The 26,846-nt window shown below is 29.2% G+C and carries 29 protein-coding genes and 3 riboswitches; of the genes, 23 read left to right on the top strand and 6 right to left on the bottom strand.

Going from position 1 to position 26,846, the window contains the following annotated elements; genetic code table 11:
* Nucleotides 1–55: 55 nt before the first annotated feature.
* From JL105_RS06700 to ppsA, 9 genes are all read left to right on the top strand, one after another.
* A complete protein-coding gene (locus tag JL105_RS06700; RefSeq protein ID WP_132026748.1) occupies nucleotides 56–1,153 on the top strand; it encodes a metallophosphoesterase family protein in 1,098 nt (365 codons plus the stop codon).
* A complete protein-coding gene (locus tag JL105_RS06695; RefSeq protein ID WP_132026746.1) occupies nucleotides 1,150–3,585 on the top strand; it encodes an ATP-binding protein in 2,436 nt (811 codons plus the stop codon). The genes JL105_RS06700 and JL105_RS06695 overlap by 4 nt, the downstream gene beginning before the upstream one ends.
* Nucleotides 3,586–3,667: 82 nt before the next feature.
* Complete coding sequence (locus JL105_RS06690; RefSeq protein ID WP_132026744.1) at nucleotides 3,668–4,351, top strand: metallophosphoesterase; 684 nt, start codon at nucleotides 3,668–3,670, stop codon at nucleotides 4,349–4,351.
* Between the two features lie 16 nt (nucleotides 4,352–4,367).
* Nucleotides 4,368–5,093: a glucosamine-6-phosphate deaminase gene (gene nagB, locus JL105_RS06685; protein WP_132026742.1), complete on the top strand. Its 726-nt coding sequence runs from the start codon at nucleotides 4,368–4,370 to the stop codon at nucleotides 5,091–5,093.
* Nucleotides 5,094–5,118: 25 nt separating this feature from the next.
* Nucleotides 5,119–6,279 carry an N-acetylglucosamine-6-phosphate deacetylase gene (nagA, locus tag JL105_RS06680; protein WP_132026740.1) on the top strand — a complete coding sequence of 387 codons (1,161 nt, stop codon included), beginning with the start codon at nucleotides 5,119–5,121 and terminating at the stop codon, nucleotides 6,277–6,279.
* On the top strand, nucleotides 6,264–6,800 hold the full coding sequence (locus JL105_RS06675; protein WP_132026738.1) for a class IV adenylate cyclase: 537 nt from the start codon (nucleotides 6,264–6,266) through the stop codon (nucleotides 6,798–6,800). Before nagA ends, JL105_RS06675 begins: the two co-directional genes overlap by 16 nt.
* 55 nt (nucleotides 6,801–6,855) lie before the next feature.
* Nucleotides 6,856–7,023, top strand: coding sequence for a hypothetical protein (locus tag JL105_RS06670; protein WP_158279985.1), 168 nt, complete (start codon nucleotides 6,856–6,858; stop codon nucleotides 7,021–7,023).
* A gap of 107 nt (nucleotides 7,024–7,130) precedes the next feature.
* Complete coding sequence (locus tag JL105_RS06665; protein ID WP_202690447.1) at nucleotides 7,131–7,334, top strand: hypothetical protein; 204 nt, start codon at nucleotides 7,131–7,133, stop codon at nucleotides 7,332–7,334.
* A gap of 115 nt (nucleotides 7,335–7,449) precedes the next feature.
* Nucleotides 7,450–9,798 (top strand): phosphoenolpyruvate synthase, encoded by a 2,349-nt coding sequence (gene ppsA / locus JL105_RS06660; RefSeq protein ID WP_132026736.1) that lies wholly within the window; start codon nucleotides 7,450–7,452, stop codon nucleotides 9,796–9,798.
* Nucleotides 9,799–9,894: 96 nt separating this feature from the next.
* Here ppsA and JL105_RS06655 read toward each other — a convergent pair whose 3' ends face one another.
* Nucleotides 9,895–10,098 carry a CDIF630_02480 family spore surface protein gene (locus JL105_RS06655; RefSeq protein WP_202690446.1) on the bottom strand — a complete coding sequence of 68 codons (204 nt, stop codon included), beginning with the start codon at nucleotides 10,096–10,098 and terminating at the stop codon, nucleotides 9,895–9,897.
* A gap of 99 nt (nucleotides 10,099–10,197) precedes the next feature.
* Between JL105_RS06655 and JL105_RS06650 the strand changes: the two genes are divergently transcribed.
* Nucleotides 10,198–10,791 carry an HD domain-containing protein gene (locus JL105_RS06650; RefSeq protein WP_132026734.1) on the top strand — a complete coding sequence of 198 codons (594 nt, stop codon included), beginning with the start codon at nucleotides 10,198–10,200 and terminating at the stop codon, nucleotides 10,789–10,791.
* 52 nt (nucleotides 10,792–10,843) lie between these two features.
* Here the strand turns inward: JL105_RS06650 and JL105_RS06645 are convergent, their stop codons facing one another.
* The 4 genes from JL105_RS06645 to JL105_RS06630 all read right to left on the bottom strand — a co-directional run bounded on the left by JL105_RS06645 (nucleotide 10,844) and on the right by JL105_RS06630 (nucleotide 13,822).
* A complete protein-coding gene (locus tag JL105_RS06645) occupies nucleotides 10,844–11,644 on the bottom strand; it encodes a MetQ/NlpA family ABC transporter substrate-binding protein (RefSeq protein WP_132026732.1) in 801 nt (266 codons plus the stop codon).
* A 17-nt stretch (nucleotides 11,645–11,661) separates the two neighbouring features.
* Nucleotides 11,662–12,303: a methionine ABC transporter permease gene (locus tag JL105_RS06640; protein ID WP_132026730.1), complete on the bottom strand. Its 642-nt coding sequence runs from the start codon at nucleotides 12,301–12,303 to the stop codon at nucleotides 11,662–11,664.
* Entirely contained in the window at nucleotides 12,303–13,307 is a 1,005-nt protein-coding gene (locus JL105_RS06635) for a methionine ABC transporter ATP-binding protein (RefSeq protein WP_132026728.1), read from the bottom strand. The genes JL105_RS06640 and JL105_RS06635 overlap by 1 nt, the downstream gene beginning before the upstream one ends.
* Before the next feature lie 80 nt (nucleotides 13,308–13,387).
* A riboswitch (SAM riboswitch) is annotated at nucleotides 13,388–13,483 on the bottom strand.
* Between the two features lie 75 nt (nucleotides 13,484–13,558).
* Entirely contained in the window at nucleotides 13,559–13,822 is a 264-nt protein-coding gene (locus JL105_RS06630; RefSeq protein ID WP_158279984.1) for a YkuS family protein, read from the bottom strand.
* A 140-nt stretch (nucleotides 13,823–13,962) separates the two neighbouring features.
* Here JL105_RS06630 and JL105_RS06625 point away from each other — a divergent pair, with 140 nt between their 5' ends.
* The 4 genes from JL105_RS06625 (at nucleotide 13,963) to JL105_RS06610 (ending at nucleotide 16,509) form a co-directional block, all read left to right on the top strand.
* Nucleotides 13,963–14,172, top strand: coding sequence for a hypothetical protein (locus JL105_RS06625; protein WP_132026723.1), 210 nt, complete (start codon nucleotides 13,963–13,965; stop codon nucleotides 14,170–14,172).
* An 11-nt stretch (nucleotides 14,173–14,183) separates the two neighbouring features.
* Nucleotides 14,184–14,447, top strand: a complete 264-nt coding sequence (locus JL105_RS06620; protein ID WP_132026721.1) for a spore coat protein — start codon at nucleotides 14,184–14,186, stop codon at nucleotides 14,445–14,447.
* Nucleotides 14,448–14,692: 245 nt separating this feature from the next.
* Complete coding sequence (locus JL105_RS06615; RefSeq protein WP_132026719.1) at nucleotides 14,693–15,229, top strand: DUF5698 domain-containing protein; 537 nt, start codon at nucleotides 14,693–14,695, stop codon at nucleotides 15,227–15,229.
* Between the two features lie 110 nt (nucleotides 15,230–15,339).
* Nucleotides 15,340–16,509: an NAD(P)/FAD-dependent oxidoreductase gene (locus JL105_RS06610; RefSeq protein ID WP_132026717.1), complete on the top strand. Its 1,170-nt coding sequence runs from the start codon at nucleotides 15,340–15,342 to the stop codon at nucleotides 16,507–16,509.
* 83 nt (nucleotides 16,510–16,592) lie between these two features.
* Here the strand turns inward: JL105_RS06610 and JL105_RS06605 are convergent, their stop codons facing one another.
* Nucleotides 16,593–16,946: a carboxymuconolactone decarboxylase family protein gene (locus tag JL105_RS06605; protein ID WP_132026715.1), complete on the bottom strand. Its 354-nt coding sequence runs from the start codon at nucleotides 16,944–16,946 to the stop codon at nucleotides 16,593–16,595.
* Between the two features lie 205 nt (nucleotides 16,947–17,151).
* Between JL105_RS06605 and JL105_RS06600 the strand changes: the two genes are divergently transcribed.
* The 9 genes from JL105_RS06600 to JL105_RS06560 all read left to right on the top strand — a co-directional run bounded on the left by JL105_RS06600 (nucleotide 17,152) and on the right by JL105_RS06560 (nucleotide 26,843).
* Nucleotides 17,152–18,894 (top strand): ABC transporter ATP-binding protein, encoded by a 1,743-nt coding sequence (locus JL105_RS06600; protein ID WP_132026713.1) that lies wholly within the window; start codon nucleotides 17,152–17,154, stop codon nucleotides 18,892–18,894.
* Nucleotides 18,884–20,707 (top strand): ABC transporter ATP-binding protein, encoded by a 1,824-nt coding sequence (locus JL105_RS06595; protein ID WP_237722245.1) that lies wholly within the window; start codon nucleotides 18,884–18,886, stop codon nucleotides 20,705–20,707. Before JL105_RS06600 ends, JL105_RS06595 begins: the two co-directional genes overlap by 11 nt.
* 28 nt (nucleotides 20,708–20,735) lie before the next feature.
* On the top strand, nucleotides 20,736–22,115 hold the full coding sequence (locus tag JL105_RS06590; RefSeq protein ID WP_132026711.1) for an MATE family efflux transporter: 1,380 nt from the start codon (nucleotides 20,736–20,738) through the stop codon (nucleotides 22,113–22,115).
* A gap of 8 nt (nucleotides 22,116–22,123) precedes the next feature.
* Nucleotides 22,124–22,717 carry a flavodoxin family protein gene (locus JL105_RS06585; RefSeq protein WP_132026709.1) on the top strand — a complete coding sequence of 198 codons (594 nt, stop codon included), beginning with the start codon at nucleotides 22,124–22,126 and terminating at the stop codon, nucleotides 22,715–22,717.
* 22 nt (nucleotides 22,718–22,739) lie between these two features.
* Nucleotides 22,740–23,096 (top strand): 6-carboxytetrahydropterin synthase QueD, encoded by a 357-nt coding sequence (gene queD, locus JL105_RS06580; protein WP_132026707.1) that lies wholly within the window; start codon nucleotides 22,740–22,742, stop codon nucleotides 23,094–23,096.
* A gap of 1 nt (nucleotide 23,097) precedes the next feature.
* Nucleotides 23,098–23,868 carry a GTP cyclohydrolase FolE2 gene (folE2, locus tag JL105_RS06575; RefSeq protein ID WP_132026705.1) on the top strand — a complete coding sequence of 257 codons (771 nt, stop codon included), beginning with the start codon at nucleotides 23,098–23,100 and terminating at the stop codon, nucleotides 23,866–23,868.
* A gap of 19 nt (nucleotides 23,869–23,887) precedes the next feature.
* On the top strand, nucleotides 23,888–24,724 hold the full coding sequence (folP, locus tag JL105_RS06570; protein WP_132026703.1) for a dihydropteroate synthase: 837 nt from the start codon (nucleotides 23,888–23,890) through the stop codon (nucleotides 24,722–24,724).
* Nucleotides 24,721–25,173, top strand: coding sequence for a 2-amino-4-hydroxy-6-hydroxymethyldihydropteridine diphosphokinase (gene folK / locus JL105_RS06565; RefSeq protein ID WP_132026701.1), 453 nt, complete (start codon nucleotides 24,721–24,723; stop codon nucleotides 25,171–25,173). Before folP ends, folK begins: the two co-directional genes overlap by 4 nt.
* A gap of 76 nt (nucleotides 25,174–25,249) precedes the next feature.
* Nucleotides 25,250–25,341: riboswitch (SAM riboswitch) on the top strand.
* A 49-nt stretch (nucleotides 25,342–25,390) separates the two neighbouring features.
* A riboswitch (SAM riboswitch) is annotated at nucleotides 25,391–25,494 on the top strand.
* A gap of 71 nt (nucleotides 25,495–25,565) precedes the next feature.
* Entirely contained in the window at nucleotides 25,566–26,843 is a 1,278-nt protein-coding gene (locus JL105_RS06560) for an O-acetylhomoserine aminocarboxypropyltransferase/cysteine synthase family protein (protein WP_170169629.1), read from the top strand.
* Nucleotides 26,844–26,846 lie beyond the last annotated feature (3 nt).

The following is a 26,846-nucleotide window of genomic DNA, read 5'->3' as shown; positions in this document are numbered from 1 at the left end:
TTCATAAATATGTGATATAATTTTAATAAATTAGTGAAATTATGGAGGTATTAGAATGATAAAATTCATTCATACAGGAGATATACATTTAGGATTACAATTTAGAGATGATTCTTTTCCAACAGATATAGCTTCAAATAGAAGAGTAGAGCTATGGAATACTTTTGAAAGAATAGTTGATAAAGCTATAGATGATAAAGTGGATTTTTTATTTATAACAGGAGATCTTTATGAGGAGAAATATTTTACATTAGGAGATATAAAAAGAGTTAGAGATATTTTAAGCCAAGCAAAGGATATAAATATAATGATTATAGCAGGGAATCATGATCCAATAAATAGCATTTCTTTGTATAAAAAGATTGAATGGTCTGAAAATGTAAATATATTCAATACAACAGGTATAGAAAAGATAGAATTTCCAGAAAAGAACACATGCATTTATGGTTATAGTTGGGATAAAACAGAATGCAAGGAAAACATATTGGATTCTTTTGAGGGAGTGGAGGAAGGAAATATAAATATATTACTGCTACATGGAGATATATTTGATAGTGAAAGTGTATACCTTCCTTTGGATAAAAATTATTTAAACAATTTAGGCTTTGATTATATTGGATTAGGTCATATACATAAACCCAATATCATATCTTCTAAAATGGCTTATTGTGGCAGCCCAGAGCCTTTGCATTTTGGAGAACAAGGTGAACATGGTATCATTCAAGGTCAAATAGATGGACAAGGGACTAATATTGAATTTATTCCTTTTAGTAACAGAGTGTTTTTAGAAAAGACTTTGAAAATAGATCCTAATTATGGCTATGTTGATATAATCAATGAAATAAAAAACTGTGATGATGAAGCTAGATTAAATAAGAACCTATATAGAATAAAATTAGAAGGAATACTTAATAGTGAATTAGAAATAGATATAAAGGATATGGTTAGTAGCTTAGAAGAATATTTTTATTATATAGAGATAATAGATAATACAGTAATGGATTATGATTTAGATAGTTTAGAAAAAGAAAATGAAGATAATATCATCGGATACTTTATAAAAGCTATGAAAAATAAGGATCTGGAGAATAAAGTAGTTAGAGAAGCTTTGTACATAGGGTTAGAGGCTTTAATGAAAGGTAAGGTGGGATGATGATATTACAAGAATTAAATTTAATTTCCTTTGGAAAATTTGAAAGGAAGGTAATTTACCTTCAAGAGGGATTAAATATTATATATGGAGGTAATGAATCAGGGAAAACTACAATACATAATTTTATAGATGGAATGTTCTATGGATTTTTAAAGCCTTATGTTAAAAGAAGAATTTATCTTGAGGAACTTGAAAAATATAAGCCTTGGAATAGAGAAGAATATGTAGGAGTAATAAAGTTTAATAAGAATGATAGAGCTTATAGAATTCAAAGGGATTTTAATAAAGGTGAAGTAATAGTTTATGATGATATAACAGGAAAAGATATTACAGATCATATAGACAATGGTGAAAGAATAAAGGTTCATCTGCCAGGCATATATTTTTTTGGGTTTAACAATCTAGTATATAGAAATACCATATCCATAAAGCAGTTGGGAAATCAAGTGGATTCAAATTTAGCAAAAGAAGTAAAGGATAGATTGGCTAATATAAGTACAAGTTTAGATGATGATATTTCTGTGAAAAATGCTATAGAATATTTAGAAAAGCAGTTAGATCAAATTGGTACTAAGAAGGCTTATACTAAGCCCTATGGAAAAGCTATAAAGGATTTAGAAAAGCTAAAAGATGAGAGGAAGTATTTACTTATAAGACAAGAAGAATACCAGGATTGTTTAGATAAATTTTCTACGTTAGAAAAAGAAATAAAAGCTAAGATTGAAGAAATAAATCAATTAAAAGAGCTACTAAAAAAGGCAAAACTATTAAATGTAAAAAGAAATTATGAAGAGGCTTTAAAAATAAAAGCTGAATTAGAATCAATAGATAAAAAAATTGACGAACTTAAACCTTATTCTCAATTATCCATTGATGACTATTCTAAAGTTTTGAAATTGGAGACCAATATAGAGCATGTATCAGAAGAAATTAGAAATTTAAACAAAGATTTAACTCATCTGGAAAAAGAGATAAATGCTTTAAAATTAGAAGATAAAGGAGAGGTAATAGAAGGGGTTGTACCAGATGAGCTATATGAAGATGTGGAATTATTTGATGAATTGGAAGAAAAGAAAAATTTTCTTGTTTTAAATAACGATCAAAATAGATTGGATAATTTAAACACTCAAATAAATGATAAAATAGAAAGGAAAAATAGGATAAAGACAGCTAATATACTATTTATAATTTTTACTTTGGGGAGTTTAGGATTAGGATTTGTAAATGCAGTATTGTTTTTTTTAGCCCTTCCTTTATTTGGAGGGATTCTATATACAAGATCCCTTAAAAAGAAATTAAATGAAGAAATAGATGAATTAGAAAGACAATTAAATGATTTATCTAAAAGGGAAGAGGATAGGAAAAAAGAAATTCATAATATAGAAAAAGAGCAACAGATTATACTATCCAAATATGATTGTGAATCTAAATCTCAATTAAATAGATTAAAAGATAATATATATTTTAAGTATATGAACCAAACAAATAGATTGGATAAAAAACATAGATTAATTAAAAGTAGAGAAGATATATTAGAAAAAATAAACAATAAAACCATGAACATACAGACATGGGTAAAAGAAAGAGATGAAATTTTAATTAAAAATGATGTTAAAACTATAGATGAATTTAATGAGGGATTAGAGAATAAGAAATTACATGATACATTGATTATTGATAGAGAAAATAAAATTAATATTTTAGATAAGATATTAGGGGATTTTAATTTAGATGAGTTAAAAAGTAGTATAGAAGGTTATGATGATGATTATTTTAAGGATATAAAAGAAATTGATATAGAAGATATATCTCAAGAGACATTAGAAATGGAAGAAATATTATCTCAAAAGATTAATGAAAAGGTTAGATTAGAGGAAAGAATTATAAGTTTAAATCAGTATGTGAAACAATTGATGATAATAGAGGAGGAAATAGTTAGAATAAATGGTTTGATTAAGGAGTATGAAAATAAAATAGAATCAATAGAAATAGCTAAAGACACCATAGAGAGTATCTCTCAAGAGATACATAAACAATTTGCACCTACTATAAATAAAAAGGTAAGCAGTATTATGGACTTTATAACTAATGGAAAATATGACCAGGTTAGAATAAACGATGATTTAAATATTGCTGTAGAAAATCCTATGACTAAAGAAATAATTAATATAGATAGTTTAAGTGGAGGAACTATAGATCAGCTATATTTTGCATTAAGATTTAGTGTAAGTTCCTCTATGGAAGATGGGCATTTTCCTTTGATATTAGATGATTGTTTTATTCAATATGATAATGATAGACTTAAGAATATACTCTTGTATTTAAAGAATGTAAGTAATGAAAAACAAATATTGTTATTTACTTGCCAAAATAGAGAGAAAGAAATATTAGATGAATTAGATATAGATTATAATTTAATTGAATTGAGTTAATCTATAACATTAAGTGTTAGAAAACAGTATATAAGCCATTGGAAGCTTAAAGTTAAACTTTAACATCAATGAGGTGATGCATTTGATATACGCAATAGGAGATTTACATTTGGATCATTCAAAAGAAAAGCCCATGGATATATTTGGAGCAAAGTGGATTGATCATGAAGAAAAGATATTTAACAATTGGATTAAATTGATAGATGAAGAAGATTTGGTACTTTTACCAGGAGATATATCTTGGGCATTAAAATTGGATGAGGCTTATAAAGATTTAAGAAAAATAGATGAGTTGCCAGGGCAAAAAATAATTATTAAGGGAAATCATGATTATTGGTGGGAGGGTCCTAAAAAATTAAAGGAGTTAAATTTAAATACTATAACTTTTCTGCAAAATACAAGTTTTATATACCAAAACATTGGTATAGGAGGAACTAGGGGATGGATATCAGAAGATGCAGAAGATTTTGATGATCATGATAAAAAAATATTTAATAGGGAATTAAATAGACTAAAGTTATCATTAGACACTATAAATAAAAATGTAGATATAAAGATTGCTATGCTACACTATCCTCCATTTAATATGGATTTGAGTCCTAATGAATTTGTAGATTTAATGGCAAGATATGATGTAGATATTTGCGTATATGGTCATCTTCATGCAGAAGGGCATAGATTTGTAGTTGAAGATATTATCCAAGGAATACAATTTTATTGTGTTTCTAGTGATTATATAAATTTTGTACCTAAAAAAATATTATAATTAGGAGGTAATACTTATGAAGGTAATTGTTAAAGATGATTATGAAAAAATGAGTAAAGAAGCAGCAAATATGATAAAAGAAGAGATAAATAAAAAACCTAATATAGTACTAGGTTTAGCAACTGGTAGTACCCCTGTTGGTATGTATAAGGAACTAATTAGAATGCATAAAGAAGAAGGATTGGATTTTTCTAAAGTAACCACATTTAATTTAGATGAATATGTGGGATTAGATGAGAACCATCCTAATAGCTATCATTACTTTATGAAGGATATATTCTTTAATCATGTAAATATAAATATGGATAATACTTTTATACCTAATGGTAAAGCTGAAGATTTGGAAAGGCATTGTAAAGAATATGATAAATTAATAGAGAAAAAAGGAGGTATAGATGTTCAAATATTAGGTATCGGAGAAAATGGACATATTGCTTTTAATGAGCCGGATAAGGAATTAAATGTAGGAACAAGTGTAGTTAATTTGACTCAATCTACTATTGAAGCTAACTCTAGATTTTTTGATTCCATAGATGAAGTGCCTACTAAGGCTATTTCCATGGGAATTGGTACTATTATGAAAGCTAAAAAGATAATTTTGTTAGCTAATGGTAAAAGAAAATCAGAAGTTATAAAAAAATTATTAAAAGGTGATAAAATAACAACATATTTACCAGCAAGTATGCTACTATTACATTCAGACGTTACTGTTATTGTTGATAAAGAAGCTTATAATGGGTAAAAAATGTAATTAAGAAGGAGATATTATGAAAACTATCATAAAAAATGTAAATATAATTACACCTTTTGATGTTATATATGAAGGAGAAGTTTTAATAGAAGAAGGTATAATTAAAAATATTGATCAAAAAAATGGATTAAATGAAGTGGAATCTAATGAAATAATTGATGGGAAAGGACAGTTTTTAACTCCTGGCTTTATAGATATCCACAATCATGGTAATTCAGGTTATGATGTAATGGATGGTACTGAAGAGGCTTTAGATAAGATGGCAGAATTTCATATAAAAAATGGAGTTACATCCTTTTTAGGCACTATAATTACATCTTCCTATGAAAACATGATTAAAGCTTGTGAAAATATGGTTCAATATAAAAACAAGAAAGATAAATCTCAACTATTAGGAATTCATTTAGAAGGACCTTTTTTTTCCATGGAAAAAAAAGGCGCCCAACCAGCTAAATATATAAAAGAACCTAATGTAGATGATATTAAAAAAATAATTGAAGTATCTAAAGGAAAACTGAAGATGGTATCTTTAGCCCCTGAAAAAAAAGGATCCCTTAATATTATATCCTATTTAAAATCCAAAGGTATAATTGTAGCTATGGCCCATAGTAATGGAACTTTTGAAGAAACTAAAATGGCGATAAATCATGGTGCAACTGTGGCTACTCATTTATACAATGGTATGAGAAGTTTTACCCATAGAGAACCAGGAATTATAGGAGCTGCATTGATAGATGATAGGGTATATTGTGAATTAATCTATGATAGGATTCATTTACATGATGCTGCAGTTAATATGGCTATAAAAATGAAGGGAATAGATAAAATAATATTGATTTCTGATGCTATGAGAGCTGCTGGTTTAGAAGATGGAGATTATGAATTGGGAGGGCAGAAAGTAATAGTAAAGAATGGTGCTGCCCGATTGGAAAATGGAAGTTTAGCAGGCTCTACCCTTAATTTAAGGGATGCAGTATATAATATGGTTCATATATTAAATATACCAATTCATCATGCTATAAGAATGGCTAGCTTAATACCAGCTAAGGCATTAGGCTTCGATAAACATAAAGGAAGTATAGAAATAGGCAAAGATGCAGATTTACTTTTGATGGATAAAAATATGAATATTAGAGCCTCTATAATAGGAGGTAATATAATATGGCAAAAGAAATAGAAGTTAAAGTTTTAAATGTTGATTTAGATGAAATGGAAGAAAGGTTATTAAAACTAGGGGCTAAATTAGTTGCAAAAGAATATCAAATTAATACTATATTTGATTCTAAGGATAAATATATTTACAATTGTCTAAATGGCTATTTAAGGATAAGAGAGATTAAGGATTTATTGACAGATGAAGTTCATATTAATTTGACTTTGAAGCAAAATATAGGTAATAAAAATACTAGGCAAAACATAGAAACTACTACTGAGATAGATAATAAATATGCCATGATATCAATTCTTGAAAGATTAAGATATTATGAAATAGGAAAAGGGTCTAAATATAGAACCTCTTATATGTACGAAGGTATAAGATTTGATTTAGATAGATGGGATGAAAATACTTATCCTTATCCTTACATGGAAATAGAAGTAGAGAAAGAAGAGGATTTAAGGAAAGCTATAGAGTTTCTTAAGATAGATAGAAATAATATTTCCACAAAATCCATAGTTGGACTTCAACAAAATTTGTAACCTAAAACTATTTACTGAATATTATATATTAAAGTAGATTTTAGGAGGGATTATTGTGGGAGAACTATCACAAGGATTTATTTATAAAGATAGTGGTTATATACTCTTGCTACTTATATTAATATTATTATTTGGAGATGGATGTAAAAAAGGCTTTGATATGGATATATTATTCATATTCCCGATAATATTATTAATAGGAGGGTTTTCAAGGAAAAAATAGATAGCATATGCTATCTATTTTTTATAAAATTTACCAATAAAAGAGTCACAATAAATAAATTCCTATCATAGTATACATTGAGAGTATAATTATAAGGGGGTTATTTAATGGTAGAGAATGCTAATGTAATGGGTGATAGGAGAGATTGTTTTGGAGGTATTCTAGGAGGAATAAATGATGAGTTTTTGTTCTTTTTTCTGTTGTTAATAATTTTATTTAATAATGAATGTTGGTCTAATAGAAGCGATGATTCTATACTGTTTTTCTTCCTATTATTGGTAATTTTGTTATGTAATTGTGGTACATTTTAATCCCGTGTTTATTGCGGGATTTTCTTTTTTATAAAAAAAATATTAAAAAGTATAGCACATTTCTATAAATATGCTATAATAAATACATACAAATACGAATATGGGAGGTATATATATGGGAAAATTTAAGTATATTAAATGGTTTGATGAAATTGGAAAAGAAGATATACCGATAGTAGGAGGTAAAGGAGCTAATTTAGGAGAACTTACTCAACAAGGCTTAGATGTTCCACCAGGATTTTGTGTAACTGCTGAAGCTTATAATTATTTTATAAAGGCAGAAGATTTAGGCAATAAAATAAAAGCAAATATTGAAAATTTAGATGTAGAAGATTCTATAGAATTACAAAAAGCCAGTTCTCAAATACAAAAGATTATAAAGGAATCTCAAATTCCTAAAGATTTGGCTGAGGAAATAATATCTGCATACGATATGTTAAATAAAAAAATTGGAGTGGAAAATGCAGAAGTTGCTGTTAGATCCTCCGCTACAGCTGAAGATTTACCAGAAGCTTCTTTTGCAGGGCAACAGGATACTTATCTTCATATAAAAGGAGGCGAAGAATTATTAAATCATGTAAGAAAATGTTGGGCTTCTCTATGGACAGCAAGGGCTATTTATTATAGAGAAAATCATGGATTTGACCATTTTGAAGTTAGTTTATCTGCTGTAGTACAGAAAATGGTAAATAGTCGAAAATCAGGGGTAATGTTTACTGCAAATCCAATAAACAACAATACTGATGAAATTATGATAAATGCAAGTTGGGGTTTGGGAGAAGCGATAGTTTCTGGAGCGGTAACTCCTGATGAGTATATAGTTGATAAAAACAAAAAAGAAATAATAGAAAAGCATATTGCTGAAAAAATTGTAATGGTAGTAAAAAAAGAAGATGGAATAGGTACTGTTGAAGTTAATGTAGGGGATTATTTAGGGCATGAGTATATCACCAAACAGTGTTTAGAAGATGATGAAATTATACTATTAGCTGAATATGGAATAAGGATTGAAAATATGTATGGTAGTTCTCAAGATATAGAATGGGGATTTGATGAAGATACAAATAAATTATATATACTTCAATCAAGACCAATAACTACTTTGAAAGGAGATACTAAGGTGGAAAAAATGGAACAAGAAAAGGAACTAAAAATGTTAGTTAGAGGTTTGCCAGCATCACCAGGAATTGCTAGTGGAAAAGTTAAAAACATTAAAGATATATCTGAAATATCAAGAGTAGAAGAAGGAGATGTATTGGTTACAATAATGACCAATCCTGATATGGTACCTGCTATGAGAAGGGCTAGTGCAGTAGTGACTGATGAAGGTGGTAGAACTTGTCATGCAGCTATAGTTTCTAGAGAACTAGGTATTCCTTGTATAGTAGGAGCTAAAGATGCTAGTCAAGTATTAAAAGAAGATATGGAAGTTACGGTAGATGCAACTAGAGGTGTAGTATATGAAGGTGTAGTTTTACAAGAAGAAGAAAAGAAAGCAACTGTTTCACAAGGCATTATAGATGAAGGCATAATAAATCAATTGGCTCCAGTTACAGCTACAAAGATATATATGAATTTAGGAGAACCATCTATAATTGGTAGATATAAAAATTTACCTTTTGATGGAATAGGGCTTATGAGAACAGAGTTTATATTTACCAACATGGTAGGAGCTCATCCTATGTACTTAGTAAAAACTAATCAAGGGCAACTTTTAATAGATAAAATGGCAGAAGGTATTATGATGGTTGCTCAGGAAATATATCCAAAACCTATAGTGGTTAGATTATCAGATTTTAGAACTAACGAATTTAGAGGATTAAAAGGTGGGGAAGAGGTAGAGCCAATAGAGAATAATCCAATGATAGGCTGGAGAGGAGTTTCTCGTTATATTTCTCCTGATTATGAAGAAGGATTTAGGCTAGAATGTAGAGCTTTGAAAAAAGTAAGGGAAGAATATGGCTTAACTAATGTATGGGCTATGCTTCCTTTTGTTAGGACTACATGGGAGCTTGAAAAGGTTAAAGAAATAATGGCTGAAGAGGGATTGGTACAAGATAACAACTTTAAAATATGGATAATGGCAGAAGTGCCTTCAGTTGTATTTGAAGCCGAAGAGTTTGCTCAAATGGTAGATGGATTCAGTATTGGAAGCAATGATTTAACTCAGTTGATAATGGGTGCAGATAGAGATTCGGGTATTTTAAATAATATGGGATATTTTGATGAAAGAAATGAAGCAGTTAAAAGAGCCATATCTATATTAATAAAAGCAGCACATAAATATGGAAAGACCATATCCATATGTGGGCAAGGACCTTCTCAATACCCAGAATTTGCAGAGTTTTTAGTTCAAGAAGGTATAGATAGTATAAGTGTAAATCCAGATACAGTGGCTTATACTAGAAGGTTAGTTGCTTCTGTTGAGCAAAGGATGATTTTAAATAAAATTAGAAGTCTATAAACAAAATCATTAATAGATTTTGTAAAAAGTGACTCAAGTAAACTTGGAAACAGTGTGGATGAATTTACCACACTGTTTTTACTGTTTTTCTCAATATCATTTTCTATTGATATCATCTACCCATTCCTTAGCTTCAATAATAGCATCTAATGTAGGAATAGCTACATTGGTATTAGGTTTTCTTTTTTCTACATTATAAAAAGCATCGGTGGTTGTATTTAAATTTTTAGGTTCTCTATACATTTGGTAGCCTATATTAGTTTTAATAATGGGTTTTTGCTTACAATTTTTATTATCCACAAAAATCCCTCCTTTTATTTATTATTTACGCAATTTATAAAAATATGTTACACTAATATGGTAATAATATATTTAATAAAATTATAGGGAGATGATATTTTGAATAATGATAGATTATTGAAAGATATAGAATTTATTGTAGAATTGGATAAGATGAAAACTATTTTAAGACAAACTACATTGATTGATAAATCAAAAAGGGAGAATGATGCAGAACATTCATGGCATATTTCTGTGATGGCAATGATACTGTCTGAATATGCCAATGAAGAAATAGATGTATGCAAAGTAATAAAAATGTTGTTAATTCATGATTTGGTAGAAATATATGCAGGAGACACTTTTTGTTATGATGTAGAGGGAAATAAAGATAAAAAGGAAAGAGAAACTAAGGCTGCTTATAAAATTTTTGGAATGTTAGATGAAGATAAAGGTAGAGAATTAAGAAAACTTTGGGAAGAATTTGAGGAGATGAAGACCAATGAAGCATTGTTTGCAGCTTCTATGGATAGATTACAACCTTTTTTAAACAATTATTTTTCAGATGGAGGAACTTGGAAAAAGTTTAATGTATCAAAAAAGGATATATACAAAAGAATTGCTCCATTAAAGGAATCTTCGAATATATTGTGGAATTTTACTAAAAACATGATAGAAGATGCTTATGATAGGGGTTATATACTTAGGGAATAGCTGATTTTAAATAAAACATAAGGCGGATAAAAGTCCGCCTTATATAAGTTTATTAAAAAGCTGGTATAACTCCTCCTTCATATTCTTTTTCAATGAAAGCTCGAACTTTATCGCTTCTTAGTGCTTCCATTAGCTTAATGAATCTTTCTTGATTTTCTTCTCCTTTTCTTATGGCTATAATATTTGCATAAGGTGAATCCTTATCCTCTATAATAAGAGCATCTCTAGTTGGAATAAGACCTGCTTCTAAAGCATAATTGCCATTTATTACAGCACCGTCTACATCCTTTAGTATTCTTGGAAGAGATGCAGCTTCTAAAGGAGTAATCTTCAAATTTTTAGGATTTTCTTCAATATCATTTTCTGTGACTAATATACTATCATTGTTTTTTAATTTAATTAAGCCATGTTTTTCAAGTAATAATAATGCTCTACCGCCATTAGTAGGATCATTAGGTATAGCTATTTCACTACCATCTTTTAATTCGTCTATACTATCATATTTTGATGAGTAAAGCCCCATAGGTTCTATGTGAACTCCACCAATAGATATAATATCAATATTTTTTTCTTCTCTAAATTCTTTCATATAAGGTTCATGTTGAAAGAAATTAGCATCTAATTCTCCTTCTGCTAGTGCTAAGTTTGGTTTTATATAATCAGTGAACTCTATAATTTCTATTTTTATGCCTTCTTTTTCTAAGTCTTCTTTAACTAATTCAATTATTTCTCTATGGGGCTTTGGAGAAACCCCTATTCTAATTAAATTTTCATCAACATTTTTTCGATTACAAGCAGTTAATAAGCTTAAAGACAAAATGAGTATCCCGATAATTGATATAAATTTTTTCAATTTAATTCCCCCTTGTTTTATTTCTTATTTATCATTGTAGCTAATCTGTTGCCTAAAAATTGTATACCTTGTACTAATAAAATTATTACTACAACAGAAGTTATCATTATATCTGTTTTAAACCCATATAATCCATATCTAATAGCTAAATCTCCTAATCCACCACCACCAATAGCTCCAGCCATAGCGGAATAACCTATAATATTTATTATGGTTAAGGTTATACCTAATATTAAAGAGGGCATAGCCTCAGGGATTAGTACTTTAAATATAATTTGTGGTACAGTGGCTCCCATAGATAGGCTTAATTCAATTACTCCTTTATCTACTTCTTTTAAAGAACTTTCTATAACTCTCGCTACAAAAGGTGCTGCAGCAATGGATAAAGGTACTATAGTTGCTGTGGTACCAATGGTTTTTCCAACGATGATTCTAGATAATGGAAATAGTAGAATCATTAGTATTAAAAAAGGAAAAGAACGTAGAACATTTATGATACCATCTAATATCTTATAAAAAGCTGGTTTTTCCCATATGCCATCCTTTTCAGTTATAACCAATAATATTCCTAATGGGAAACCCAAAGCCAATGAAAATATAGTAGAGAAAAATACCATATATAATGTTTCTAGCAATGAAGGAATAATTAGTTTAGCCATTATATCACCTCCACGTTTACGTTTTGTTCATTTAGGAAATTTATGGCTTTTTGTATTTCATTATCATTTCCGGATAATTCAAGTATTAGATGTCCAACACTGGTACTTACTAGATTATTTATATTACCTGACAATATATTAGCTTCGATATCAAATTGTTTAATCATTTTTGATACTATTGGTTTTTTGGCACTTTCGCCTAAAAAACTTAATCTTATAATTTTACCATCAAAGTTTTCTTTATATATAAGTTCATCTTCAATATTAGAATGTAGGCTATTTATAAAGGATTTAGCTGTTTTAGTCTTTGGGTTTCTAAAAAGTTCTATGGCAGTATTGGTTTCGATAATCTTACCATTTTCCATGACTGCTACCTTATCACATATATCCTTAACTACTTCCATTTGATGGGTGATGAGTACAATTGTTAATCCAAATTCATCTCTAATTCTTTTCAGTAGTTTTAATATGGAATCAGTAGTTTGGGGATCTAATGCAGAGGTGGCTTCATCACTTAATAATATTTTAGGATTGTTGACTAGTGCTCTTGCAATGGCCACTCTTTGCTTTTGACCGCCACTTAATTCAGAAGGATAAGCATCCTTTTTATCTGTTAGTTCAACAAAATCTAAAAGTTTATTTACTTTGGTTTTTATTATTTGTTTATCTTGTTTTTCTAATTCCAATGGGAATGCTATATTTTGAAATACAGTTTTTTGAGATAATAAGTTGAAATGCTGAAATATCATTCCTATTTTTTTTCTAATATTTCTAAGTTTACTTTTATTTAAATTTGTTATATCTACACCATCTATGATAATTTGACCATTAGTAGGTTCTTCTAATCTATTCAAGCATCTAATCAAAGTAGATTTTCCAGCACCACTTAAACCTATAATTCCAAATATTTCACCCTTTTCGATATGTAGGTTAACATCTTTTATTGCCCATATTTCATTATTTCCAGTTGTAAATTTTTTAGATAGATTTTTAATTTCAATCAATTGCTGACCTCCTTTATAATTGATTTATAATGTAATATTTTAAATAAAAAAACCTCTTCGAAAGAAAGAGGCTTTATCCTCTCTTATCTTTCGGTTTATACCGCTGGATTTGGCACCTTGTAGTAACAGGTTGCCGGGTTTCATAGGGCCAGTCCCTCCACCACTCTTGATAAGAGCATGTTATTTATTTTCGTATTGATATCAATTATATATAGATTATCTTTTTTTGTCAAGGGTTTAAAAAATAGAGGTTAACTATATCTATTTTCTAGCATATTATGGATTTCTTCAGGAGTAAAACCTTTTGCCTCTATTATGGGTATTGGAGGATTTTTATAGTTAGCATCTCTAGTACCTAGTACATCTAATCCAGAAACTATAATAGCTTTATATTCATCAGACATAATATTATTTATATTATCATTTCTATATAAAGTGTGTACATCATAGCCACAGGATTTTAGATACTCTATATAAGGTGTTAAAGTATTTTCTACTACAATTTTATTTTTCAAAATAATCACCTCCCATATAAAAATAGTATATCCTTATTTTTTGAGAATATTTATGAGCTTTTTACCATGAATAAATCCATAAGTATAATGCCAAAATATAAATGTAGTTAATTAATAATCTATACGAAAGGAGACATATTATGGCATTAAAAAATTCCATCAATTTAGGAAATATAAATCAAATGGAGTTACAACATCTTAGAGAGATAATTGGAAATCACCAAACTATGGCAAGTAAATTTGATTGTTACGCTAATCAATGTCAGGATCAACAAATAAAACAATTATTTAAACAATCAAGTCAAGATGCTCAAACGACTGCGACTAATTTATTAAATTCATTAAAATAGGAGGGAATATTATGCAAGAGAAGGATATGGTAAGCGATATATTAACTGGGACTAAGGCTAGTATAGACAGCTATACAAAAGCCATAACTGAATGTGCAAATCAACAACTAAGAAGTACTTTACAGCAATTGAGAAATGAGGCAGAACAATTACAATATCAATTATTTCAAATTGCTGAACAAAAAGGATATTATAAACCAGCACCTCCAGCTAATTCTAATGATATTCAACAAGTTAAATCTGGTTTAACTGGTGGCGGTACGACTATAGGTTAATAAAAAACAAATGGATAGGACTTTACATAAAGTCCTATCCATTTTTCTCTTAATATTTGCAAAACAATATAACATATGATATAATATAAAAATTGTTGATGCAATAAAAACCAAGTCTTTATTAATATTCAATTTTAAATTTTCCAAAAGAAGTAAATTAAAATTTATATTAAGACTATTTGCTAACACAGGCGGATTTGTGTTAGTTTTTTATTTCATAAAATTAAATTCGAGGAGGTGTTATAATGACAAAAGAAATGATAATTTCGCTAATTGTTTTATTTGTAATAACTGCATTTACAAATGTTTTATCTACATTGAAAACCATATTTATGTCTAAAAAGATTATGAAGCCAGTATATTTGTTAGTGTTTGTAGATGCTATAATATTTGCAACCATAGTTAGTAAAGTAACTAGTGGCGATGGCATTCAATTTATAATTTCATATGCCTTGGGTAGATCCGTAGGAGTTTTTATAGGGGATAAATTAGAAGATCGTTTGGCCCTTGGTGTATTGGAGATAGATTTGTTTTTAAATAATAAACATAAGATGATTCAATTAGCTGATAGACTAAGAGAAGTAGGATACACAGTGAATAACTATTCTGGAAGGGGAAATAATGGTAATAAACGATACAAGATAGAAGTTGTTGTAGCTAGAAAAGAATTTGATACGTTTAAACATATATTAAAAGAATATGGCATAAAAAATCCTACTTTAAAAATTAAAGATCTGTACAAAGTAGATGGAAAGATTACCACTACAAGTACAAGTGCCTAATTTCCCCTTTCTTTTTTACATATTATTTAAAAAACATGATAAGTTATAAACAATGTGGGTATAAGTCATATGAAGTGTATTAAAGTGTATAAATAGGAGGGACAAACTAGATGGATAATGTAAAATATTTAATAATAGGAAATGGTATTGCAGGGCTCTCTGCTGCTAGGGAGATAAGAAAAATAGATGATAAAGGTAGCATGATGATGATTACCAATGAACCTTATTTAACTTATTATAGACTTAAATTAACAGAATACTTAAGTAAGGATTTTAAAGACGAAGAGCTTTTAGTAAATAGTGAAGATTGGTATAAAGAAAAAAATATTAAAGTATTGTTGAATATGATAGTTGAAAGTTTAGATGTAGATAAAAACGAAGTAAAATTAGATGATGGAAGTACAATAAAATATGAAAAACTATTATTAGCAATGGGAAGCAGACCTTTTATTCCACCAATCCCAGGTAAATTTAAACAGGGAGTATTGGCTTTAAGAACTCTTGAGGATTTAAAATATATTAAATCCTATTTTGATGAATGTAAAGACATAGTTATAATAGGGGGAGGACCTTTATCCTTAGAGGCAGCTTGGCATTTAAATATTTTAGGAAAAAATATATCATTAGTTGTAAGAAGTTCTTATTTGATGAATAAACAGCTAGATGAAGAAATTAGTAAAAAATTAGAAGAAAAATTAATTGAAAATGGTATAAATATTTACTTAAATTCCAATACTGAGGAGATACTTGGAAAAGCTAAAGCAGATGGCATAAAATTAGATAATGGAGAACATATAAAAGCAGATGGAGTACTATTTTCTACAGGAATAGTTCCTAATATTGATATAGTAAGGGATACTCCAATTAAATTTAATAGAGGTATAATAGTAGACAATAAATTTAAAACAAATATTGATAATATATATGCTGCAGGAGATGTGGCAGAAGTAGATGGAAGAATAATAGGACTTTGGACGTCTAGCAATGAACAAGGTAAAGTTGCTGGCAGCAATATGGCAGGGAAAATTGTAGAACATACTGAAGCTAAACCATTTACTACATTACGTTTAGGAGATGATATAAACATATTTTCAATGGGAAATGTAGATGAATATGATAAAGTTTATGAACACAAAGAAGATAATGGAAACATACATCATAAGATATTTACAACTGATGGGAAAATTACTGGTGGTATATTATTTGGAGATATAAAGGATATGGGTAAATTAAGAAAGGCTATTATTGAAAATATGGATATAGATTCTTATTTAGAATAGTAATAGTAAAGTTAATTATTAAAGCTCTCCCACTTATTTAAGTGGGAGAGCTTTAATAATAGAGATAAAGTTTGTTCAATGGATTATTTATTATTTTCAGCTAAATATTGTTCCATAGCATCTAAAGCCATAGCACCATAAACAGTTCCAGGTCCTCCACCCATTAGAATAGCAACACCCACAGTTTCAGCTATTTCTTCACGAGTAGCTCCAGCGTCAATAGCAGTTTTTACGTGGCTTTGTATGCATCCTGTACATTTAACTACAATAGCAATTCCTAAAGCAATTAGTTCTTTAGTTTTTAATGATAGTGCTCCATCTTTTGTACTTGCATCATGAAGTGCACCAAAAGCTTTCATAACATCAGGACAATTTTTGGACAAATTCCCATAGGATTCTTGCAAGCATTTTAATTCTTCAACATGATTAGTTGTCATGGTATCCCTCCTCTTTTATGGTATATACCTCATATAAATTATATCACATTGTTAAAAAAATATTAATATCTTTCTAAAAATTATGTTAAATACTTTTGTTTTAATAAATTGAATAAGTAAAAAATTTAAAATTAGGAACTCGAAATAGTTTATTAATGTGATATAATTAAAATATAATTTTTAAAATTTAGAAAGGAAAATACATATGAATTTAGCTTATTTAAAAAAATATATACAAAGATATAAAGTACAGTTTATAACAGCGTTGATTTTTTTAATTCTTGAAGCTGTGGTGGATTTAATCCAACCTACTATTATGTCAAAGATAGTAGATGTTGGTGTAAAAAATAGGGATATAAATTATGTATTTAAGTTAGGGGGATTAATGCTTTTTATAACATTTTTAGGAGCAATATTTGCAGTCACTAGGAATATAAAATCCTCTAAAGTATCTCAAAATTTTGGTGCAGATTTACGAGAAGATTTGTATATAAAGATACAAAGATTATCCCTTGAAGATATAAATGAAATTCAAGATGCCACATTGATTACAAGACTTACTAATGATGTAAATCAAATGCAAAACTTTGCTCATGGACTTATGAGGGTATTTGTAAAAGCACCTATATTGGGTATAGGTTCTGTAATAATGGCATTTATATTGGATTTTAAAATGGGGCTTATATTATTGGGAATTATTCCAATAGTTGGTATTGTAGTATTCATAAATCTTAAAGTTTCTTATCCCATATTTGTAAATATTCAAAAAGCCATAGATAAGGTTAATGGAGTTATAAGAGAATATTTATCAGGGATAAGGGTGGTTAAAGCCTTTAATAGATTTAAATATGAAGAAGCTAGATTTAAAAAGGTGAATGAAGAATTAAAAGATGTGACAACAGAAGGAATAAGAAAATTAGCATTATTTAGCCCTATAGTATCCTTAATAGTAAATATTGGTATTGTATTGATTTTATGGATAGGAGGAATAAGGGTTAATGCAGGAAACTTAGAAGTAGGGAAAATAATAGCTCTAATAAACTATATGACTCAACTTTTATTTTCTCTTGTAATGGTTATAAGAATATTTAATATGTATGTTAGAGCTAAAGCTTCTGCTGAAAGAATAGGGGAAATATTTAGTATAGAAAATCCTATAGTGGTGAAGGAAAATCCTATTTCTTTAGATAAAGTAGAAGGTAATTTAGAGTTTGCAAATGTATATTTTAAATACCATGAAAATAGCAGATATGTGTTAGAAGATATAAATTTTTCTATAAATTCAGGGGAATTTTTAGCTATTATAGGTTCTACAGGTTCAGGAAAAAGTACTTTGATAAATTTAATACCTAGATTATATGATCCATCAAAAGGAGTTATAAAAATAGATGGTATAGATATTAAAGATCTAGAAATTAGAGAATTAAGAGAAAGTATAGCTATAGTTCCTCAAAATATATTGTTATTTACAGGTACCATAAAAGAAAATATAAAATGGGGTAAGGAAGATGCTACAGAGGAAGAGATAATAAAAGCAGCTAAGATTGCCCAAGCTCATGATTTCATAATATCTTTTAATGAAGGATACGACACTTATTTGGGGCAAGGAGGAGTAAATTTGTCAGGAGGGCAAAAACAGCGCATAGCTATAGCACGAGCTTTGGTAAGAAAAGCTAAATTTTTAATACTAGATGACAGTACTTCTGCAGTAGATATGATTACAGAAAAGAAGATAAAGAAAGGTTTAAAAGAGCATCTTGAAGATACTACTGTTATAATGATAGCTCAAAGGATTACATCTGTAATGGATGCAGATAAAATTTTAGTGATGGATAAGGGGAAAATAGTCAATATTGGAAAACATAATGAACTTTTAAATAGTTCAAAAATTTATTCAGATATATATCGTTCTCAGATTGGAGAGGAGGGTTTAAACATTGGGTCATAAACATAATTCTAAAAGACCTGCAGGAATTTCTGGGGGTAGAAGAGCAATAGTTCCCGTAGAGAAGCCTAAAGATATGAAGCATACATTAAAAAGACTTTGGGAATATTTTAAATATGAAAAATTTAAACTTTTTATTGTATTTATGTTAGTGATAGTATCAGGATTATTAAATTTAACAGCTCCTTTTCTCATTGGGAAAGCTGTAGATTTTATATTTCCTGGGAAAGGTTTTGTTGAATTTGTCAAATTGAAAAAAATTATCATATTATTAATATCCATATATATGTTAAACAGCTTATTAATTTTTTTGCAAGAATATATGGTTGCTGGGTTATCTCAGAGGGTTGTTTATAACATAAGGGAAAGTATATTTAGCAAACTTCAAAAATTATCCCTTGTATTTTTTGATACCCATACCCATGGAGAACTTATGAGTAGACTAACCAATGATGTGGATAATATAAGCGTTACTATATCTCAATCCATCATACAACTTATGAGTTCAGTGGTAAATATAGTTGGTTCGTTAATTATGATGATATATTTAAGCCCAATTATGACTGTAGTTAGTTTGATAACAGTACCTATGGTTTATGTTCTTACTAAAACCATAGCCAATAAAACCAAAATATTATTTAAAGAACAGCAGGATGCTTTGGGAGTTTTAAATGGACATATAGAGGAAACCATAGGTGGAATTTATGAGGTTAAGATATTTAATAAGGAAGATAAAGTAATAGATGAGTTTATACAAAATAATAAAGTGTTAAAGGAAGTAGGAGTACAAGCACAAATTTGGTCAGGTTTTATAATGCCTCTTATGAATGTAATAAGTAATTTTGGATTTACAGTTGTAGCTATTTTTGGTGGTATTCTCTCAGTAAAAGGAAAGATATCTGTAGGGGTAATTGCTAGTTTTATTTCTTATTCTAAACAATTTACTAAACCTTTAAATGAATTAGCCAGTACCTTTAATACATTACAGTCAGGAATAGCTGGTGCTGAAAGGGTATTTGAAATATTAGATGAACAAGAGGAAAGAAAGGATTTTGAGGATGCAATAGCTGCAAAGGATATTAAAGGAGAGGTAGAATTTAAAAATGTTAGTTTTCAATATGAAGAAGGCAAACCTGTACTTAAAAATATATCCTTTAAAGTAAAGCCAGGGGATACTGTTGCATTGGTGGGACCAACTGGTGCTGGAAAGACCACAATAGTAAATTTATTGACAGGTTTTTACGAAGTGGAAAAGGGAGAAATACTCATAGATGGAATAAACATTAAAAAATATAAAAAAGATAGTTTAAGGGAGATATTTGGAATAGTATTACAGGATACTTACTTGTTTTCAGGTACTATAAAAGAAAATATAAAATATGGGAGATTAGATGCTACGGATGATGAAATTAAAAGGGCAGCTAAAATAGCAGGGGCTGATGATTTTATAAATAGATTATCTCATGGTTACAATACAATGCTATATGAGGGAGGGATGAATTTAAGTGAAGGACAGAGACAATTAATAGCCATAGCTAGAGTTGTATTAGCTGAGCCATCTATTTTAATATTAGATGAAGCTACTTCCAATATAGATACAAGGACAGAATTTAAAATACAAAAAGCAATGGAAAAGCTCATGGAAAATAGAACCACTTTTATGATAGCCCATCGACTAAGCACTATAAGAGATGCAGATATGATTATGGTGATAGATAAGGGACAAATTATAGAAAAAGGAAATCATAAAGAGCTATTGTCTCAAAAAGGTATTTATTATAATCTATATACTAGTCAGTTTGTAGATGTAGGATAAACTAACAATATATAAGAGGAGAATGCGTATGGGAAAAAATATATCTAATAATGAAAATGCAATAATAAGAAAAAAAATATTATCAATGATATTACCAATAACTATGGAAAATCTTCTTGAAATGTTGGCAGGATTTGTATCTATGGCTATGATAGGGAGAATAAGTACTATAGCTATAAGTTCTTTAGGTATTAGTAATAGAATTATCAATATAGTGTGGGCACTTTTTAAAGGCATTGCTACAGGTGCTTCAGTTTTTGTGGCACAAGCTTATGGAGCTAATGATCATGAAAAGATGAGAAAGGTGACCTTGCAGACAATTATATCTTCTCTTATTTTAGCATTCATTCTTCAACAGCTGATATTTTGGAATGCACCTTTTTTCTTAAAAATGTTTGATCCAAGTTCTGCTCTTTTGGAAAATGCAACTATACATTTAAAAATAGCTTCATGGGGATTGCCATTTTTAACTATAATTTTAATTGTAGCAGGAATACTTCAAGGAACAGGAAATGCTAAAACTCCTATGCGAATTGCATTTATAATGAATCTATTAAATTTAGGTTTTAGCTATGCTTTGATATTTGGACATTTTGGTTTTAAGCCTATGGGGCTTAAAGGAGCTGCTATCTCTACAGTATTAGCTCAAATTATTGCGTCTTTATTAGGATTATGGGTTTTATTTAGTCAAAGAGGAATTTTAAGCTATTCTACTGGTAAAAATTCATTTAAGTTGGATAAAGAAGAAGTAGTTTCCATATATAAAGTAGGTTTACCTTCTTCTTTTGAGTCAATATTTTGGCAGATAGCAGCTATAATAATTACTAAAATAATCCTTAGTCATGGAGAGGTGGCTCTTGCAGCTTACCAATTAGGATTACAGGCAGAGTCCATATCCTATATGCCAGCTGCAGGTTTTGGTGTAGCAGCTACTACTTTTATAGGACAAACTCTAGGTTCTGGAGAAAAAGAGCTAGGGAAGAAATATCTAAAGCAATTAATAGTAGGAACAATTATTATCACTATATTTACAGCAGGAATATTGATACTATTTCCAGAACAGGTTATGAGAATATTGACTGATGAAGAAGAAGTTATAAAAATAGGTATTGGCTATTTGTTTGTTATGGGATTTGCTCAATTACCTCTTAATATAGCAGGTGTAATCAATGGTGCATTGAGAGGAGCAGGTTATACCAAAGTTCCTATGATTGTAGCAGGAATAGGTCTTTGGGGTATTAGAGTTCCCCTTTGTTTATTAATGACATATTATTTTAAAAAAAGCATTATGGCAATATGGATAATTATTGGTATAGATATGGCTACAAGACTCATAACTAGTTGTTTAATTTATAAATCTAAGGATATATATGGAAGTGAATTATTGATAGATAATAAAAGAAAGTAGGAGGTCTTATGAAAAAGGTATTAGCTTTAATGGGGAGCCCCAGAATTAAAAAAAATACCGATATATTGTTAGATTGGGTATTAAAGGGAATAGAAGATAAGAGATATGAAATAAATAAAATTTATATTAAAGAGGAAAATATTTTACCTTGTAGAGGATGTAATTATTGTGGTAGTACAGGGGAATGTGTAATAAAAGATGATATGGAAAAGCTGTATAATAAGTTTGATAGTGGAGATATATTTATATTGGCTTCTCCCTTGTATTTTAATTCTGTAAGTGGTATTACTAAAAATTTAATAGATAGATGCCAAAGATATTGGTCAATTAAATATAAATTAGGAGAAGATTATAAAAGGCATTTTGAAAGAAAAGGTATATTTTTAGCAGTGGGAGGTGCTAAATATTCTCACGATCATTTTTCCCATGCTATTCCAACGATTGATTTATTTTTTAAAGCCATAAATGCAGATTATGTGGGCAATTATTTAGTATCAGATACAGATACTTTACCTGTATGGGAAAGGGAAGATATTAGAGACGAATTATATGAAATAGGTTATAATATAGGGGAAATTAAAAATTTTTATATTCATAGATAGTATTTTTCAAGGAGATGATTTTATGATTTTAGTAAAGGAATTTGAGTTTGATGCAGCTCATAACCTTGTTAATTATCATGGAAAATGTGAAAATTTACATGGTCATACTTATAAACTAGTGATAAAATTAGAAGGAAAACCAGATCATGAGGGTATGGTATATGATTTTGTAGAGCTTAAAAAATTAGTAAATGAAAAAATAATAAATATATTTGACCATTCCTATTTAAACAATATTATTCCTCAACCTACAGCTGAAAATATAGCCATATATACTTGGAATAATCTTAAAGAACATATAGATAGAAATAATTGTAGACTTTATGAAGTTCAAGTATGGGAAACAAAAACTAGTGGTATTGTATATAGAGGTGAGTAAAATGATAGATATACAAAAGGAAATAGATACAAGAGATATCGCACTTAAAAATGTAGGTATTAAAGATTTCAAATGGCCTATATTGGTTTTAGATAGAGAAAATAAAAATCAAAGAACCATTGCTAATATAGATGCATCTGTAGGGCTTTGTCATAATATAAAAGGAACTCATATGAGCAGATTTGTGGAGATTATTAAAGAAATAAAAGAAGTTTCACCTAAAACTATTGAGGAAATTTTAGAGAATATGATGGTGAAATTAGATTCTAAATCAGCTTATATGAAAATAGAGTTTGATTATTTTATTAAAAAAGTATCGCCTGTTACTGAAATAGAAGCTTTATCAGATATAAAATGTCGATATGAAGCATCAAAAGAGGAACAATTCAAGCTTTTAATGGGAGTTACTATACCTGTAATTACCCTATGTCCTTGTTCTAAAGCCATAAGTAAATTTGGTGCTCATAATCAAAGAGCAATTGTAGATATCCTAGTGGATATGAATAGCTTAGTTTGGATTGAAGAAATGGTTGAAATAGCTGAAGAAAGCGCTAGCTCGCCTGTTTATCCTCTTCTTAAAAGGAAAGATGAAAAACATGTTACAGAACAATCCTATTTAAAACCAAGATTTGTTGAAGATGTGGTAAGAGAAGTAGCCTTAAGACTTGAGAGAAATAAAAGGATTGATTGGTATAGTGTAAAGGTGGAGAGTATAGAAAGTATTCATAATCATACTGCTTTTGCTTATACAGAAAAGGGCTACATATTATAGTATATAGGGGGAAATTCAAATGAGATATATTGAATTAAAAGATGGAAGTATATATAAATTTGAAAACATGAAAATAATGGGTATATTGAATGCAACTGACAATTCTTTTTATCCTAAATCAAGGGTAGGTAATGTAGAAAATGCAGTAAATAGGGCTATGAAAATGATAGAAGATGGTGCAGATATATTAGATATAGGAGGAGAATCTACTAGACCTGGTTCTGACCCTATAACTGTTGATGAAGAAATAGATAGAGTAGTCCCTATTATTAAGGGAATTAGAGAAAAGGGCAAAGATATACTGATTTCTGTAGATACTTATAGAAGTAAAACTGCAGAAGAAGCTATAAAAGCTGGAGCAGATATAATAAATGATATATCGGCTATGACTTTTGATGAAAATATGGCAAATGTAGTTAAAAAATATAATGTACCAGTTATACTTATGCATATAAAGGGAACCCCTAAAAATATGCAAAAAAATCCTCATTATGATGATGTTGTAAAGGAAGTACAGGATTATTTTAAAGAAAGAATACAATATGCTAAAGATAAGGGAATTAAAGAAGAGAAAATAATACTTGATCCAGGAATAGGATTTGGGAAAAATTTTCAACACAATATGGAACTTATAAGGAATATAGATAGATTTTTTATATTCAATTTGCCAATACTTCTTGCAGTATCAAGAAAAACTTCTATAGGCGAAGCTTTAGGTGGACTGCCAGTTGATGAACGTTTGGAAGGGACTATGGCTATTTCTTGTTATGCAGCCATGAAAGACGTAGATATTGTAAGGGTTCATGATGTATTAGAAAACAAGAGAGCTGTAGATATGATAGAGGTATTAAAATGAATATAGTGTATATTAGTTTTGGAAGTAATATTGGTGATAGGGAAAAAGCCATAGAAGATGCATTAAATTTGGTAAATCAAAACGAAATGAGGATAACCAATAAATCGAGCATAATAGAAACAGAACCTTATGGATATACAGAACAACCTACTTTTTTAAATGGAGTAATAGAGGTAGAAACAGAATTAAGCTGTAGAGAAGTATTAGAAAGACTTCTTCAAATAGAAAAAGAAGTGGGACGAGTTAGAAAATTCAAATGGGGACCAAGACTTATAGATTTGGATATTTTGTTTTTTAATGATGAGGTATATAACGAGGAGGATTTAATAGTTCCTCATCCAGATATGCAAAATAGATATTTTGTTCTTAAGCCATTGTGTGAAATATGTCCAGACTTTGTTCATCCTATTTTAAAAAAGAAAGTTAGTGAACTTTTAGAGAATTTATAAAATTATTAAAAAAATTGTTGACATATTTTATACTTAATGATAATATACTATTTAGTACATTTGAAAATTAAATATGTTCTTATCCAGAGTTAGGGGAGAGAGTTAGCTCGTTGATCCTACACCAACCTGTTGTTTTTAACAAGGTGGTTCTGCTAACATCGATAAGTTGGATATTGAGATAAAATCCTTCCTAAGATGTTAGGGAGGATTTTTTTAATTCTTATCAAGAGAGGTGGAGGGACTGGCCCAATGAAGCCCAGCAACAGCCAGTATATACTGGTGATGTGCTAAATCCTGCAGCTATAAGCTGAGAGATAAGAAGATTTGTTTTATATTACAAACACTTCTTATTTCTTAGAAGTGTTTTTTATTTTTAGAAAGGGGATATGAAAATGAAAAGAAATTGGAAAAAAGCAACAATATGTGTACAAGGAGGATATGATCCAAAAGCAGGAGAACCACGAGTGCTTCCTATTTATCAAAGCACTACATATAAGTATGATGATCCAGGTAGATTAGCAGATATTTTTGATTTAAAGGAAGAAGGACATATGTATTCTAGGATTAGCAATCCTACAGTAGCAGCTTTTGAAGAAAAAATAAATCAATTAGAAGGTGGAGTAGGGGGATTAGCTACTTCATCAGGTCAAGCAGCTATAACTATTGCAATACTCAATATATGTACTAAAGGGCAACATATACTTGCTACATCTACATTATATGGAGGTACTCATACTCTTTTATCTACAACTTTAAAAAAATACGGGATAGAAGTTACCTTTGTAGAGCCTAATTTAGATATAGAGGAGATACTTTCTTATGCAAAACCTAACACAAGAGCTGTTTATACAGAAACTATAGGAAATCCTGCATTAAACGTGCTTGATTTTGAAAAGTATTCAACTATTGCAAAAATACTAGATGTACCATTAATTGTTGACAATACTTTTCCTACACCTTATTTATGTCAGCCTTTTAAATATGGAGCAAATATTGTAGTACATTCAGCCACCAAATATATAGATGGTCATGCTAATAATGTAGGGGGAGTAATAGTAGATGGAGGTAATTTTAATTGGGATAATGGCAAATACCCAGAATTAACAGAACCTGATGAAAGTTATCATGGTATAAGATATTATGAACAATTTAAAGAGAAGGCTTATATAACTAAGGCTAGAAGTCAGCTCCTTAGAGATATTGGATGTACCTTAAGTCCTTTTAATGCATTTATGTTAAATCTTGGAACTGAAACTTTACATTTGAGAATGGAAAGGCATAGTGAAAATGCATTAAAATTAGCAGAATACTTAAAGGGGCATGAAAAAGTATCATGGGTCAATTATCCAAAATTAAAGGAACATCCTGACTATGAATTGAGTAAAAAATACTTACCTTTAGGGGGAAGTGGAGTACTTACATTTGGAATAAAGGGAGGTAAAGATGTAGCTGAAAAGTTTATGAGAAATTTAGAATTGGTTTCATTAGTGGTACATTTAGGAGATGTAAGAACATCCGTACTTCATCCTGCTTCAACTACTCATAGACAATTAAATACGGAAGAGCTAAAAAAATCAGGAATCTCGGAAGATATGATAAGGGTATCTGTAGGTATAGAAAATATAGAGGATATTATTCAAGATTTTGAAAGGGCATTTAGTTTAGTATAAGGG

It is taken from the genome of Keratinibaculum paraultunense, assembly GCF_016767175.1.
In the GTDB taxonomy this organism is placed as follows: Bacteria; Bacillota; Clostridia; order Tissierellales; family Tepidimicrobiaceae; genus Keratinibaculum; species Keratinibaculum paraultunense.
This window is presented reverse-complemented; position numbering and strand designations above follow the sequence as displayed.

Bases quoted from the DNA above. Each gene is read 5' to 3' on its own strand.
- folE2 (WP_132026705.1), top strand. From the start codon at position 23,098: ATGATAGATATACAAAAGGAAATAGATACAAGAGATATCGCACTTAAA.
- JL105_RS06625 (WP_132026723.1), top strand. From the start codon at position 13,963: ATGGCATTAAAAAATTCCATCAATTTAGGAAATATAAATCAAATGGAG.
- JL105_RS06560 (WP_170169629.1), top strand. From the start codon at position 25,566: ATGAAAAGAAATTGGAAAAAAGCAACAATATGTGTACAAGGAGGATAT.
- JL105_RS06615 (WP_132026719.1), top strand. From the start codon at position 14,693: ATGACAAAAGAAATGATAATTTCGCTAATTGTTTTATTTGTAATAACT.
- JL105_RS06620 (WP_132026721.1), top strand. From the start codon at position 14,184: ATGCAAGAGAAGGATATGGTAAGCGATATATTAACTGGGACTAAGGCT.
- JL105_RS06675 (WP_132026738.1), top strand. From the start codon at position 6,264: ATGGCAAAAGAAATAGAAGTTAAAGTTTTAAATGTTGATTTAGATGAA.
- ppsA (WP_132026736.1), top strand. From the start codon at position 7,450: ATGGGAAAATTTAAGTATATTAAATGGTTTGATGAAATTGGAAAAGAA.
- nagA (WP_132026740.1), top strand. From the start codon at position 5,119: ATGAAAACTATCATAAAAAATGTAAATATAATTACACCTTTTGATGTT.
- queD (WP_132026707.1), top strand. From the start codon at position 22,740: ATGATTTTAGTAAAGGAATTTGAGTTTGATGCAGCTCATAACCTTGTT.
- JL105_RS06590 (WP_132026711.1), top strand. From the start codon at position 20,736: ATGGGAAAAAATATATCTAATAATGAAAATGCAATAATAAGAAAAAAA.
- nagB (WP_132026742.1), top strand. From the start codon at position 4,368: ATGAAGGTAATTGTTAAAGATGATTATGAAAAAATGAGTAAAGAAGCA.
- JL105_RS06700 (WP_132026748.1), top strand. From the start codon at position 56: ATGATAAAATTCATTCATACAGGAGATATACATTTAGGATTACAATTT.
- JL105_RS06695 (WP_132026746.1), top strand. From the start codon at position 1,150: ATGATGATATTACAAGAATTAAATTTAATTTCCTTTGGAAAATTTGAA.
- JL105_RS06665 (WP_202690447.1), top strand. From the start codon at position 7,131: ATGGTAGAGAATGCTAATGTAATGGGTGATAGGAGAGATTGTTTTGGA.
- JL105_RS06610 (WP_132026717.1), top strand. From the start codon at position 15,340: ATGGATAATGTAAAATATTTAATAATAGGAAATGGTATTGCAGGGCTC.
- folK (WP_132026701.1), top strand. From the start codon at position 24,721: ATGAATATAGTGTATATTAGTTTTGGAAGTAATATTGGTGATAGGGAA.
- JL105_RS06585 (WP_132026709.1), top strand. From the start codon at position 22,124: ATGAAAAAGGTATTAGCTTTAATGGGGAGCCCCAGAATTAAAAAAAAT.
- JL105_RS06640 (WP_132026730.1), bottom strand. From the start codon at position 12,303: ATGGCTAAACTAATTATTCCTTCATTGCTAGAAACATTATATATGGTA.
- JL105_RS06600 (WP_132026713.1), top strand. From the start codon at position 17,152: ATGAATTTAGCTTATTTAAAAAAATATATACAAAGATATAAAGTACAG.
- folP (WP_132026703.1), top strand. From the start codon at position 23,888: ATGAGATATATTGAATTAAAAGATGGAAGTATATATAAATTTGAAAAC.
- JL105_RS06605 (WP_132026715.1), bottom strand. From the start codon at position 16,946: ATGACAACTAATCATGTTGAAGAATTAAAATGCTTGCAAGAATCCTAT.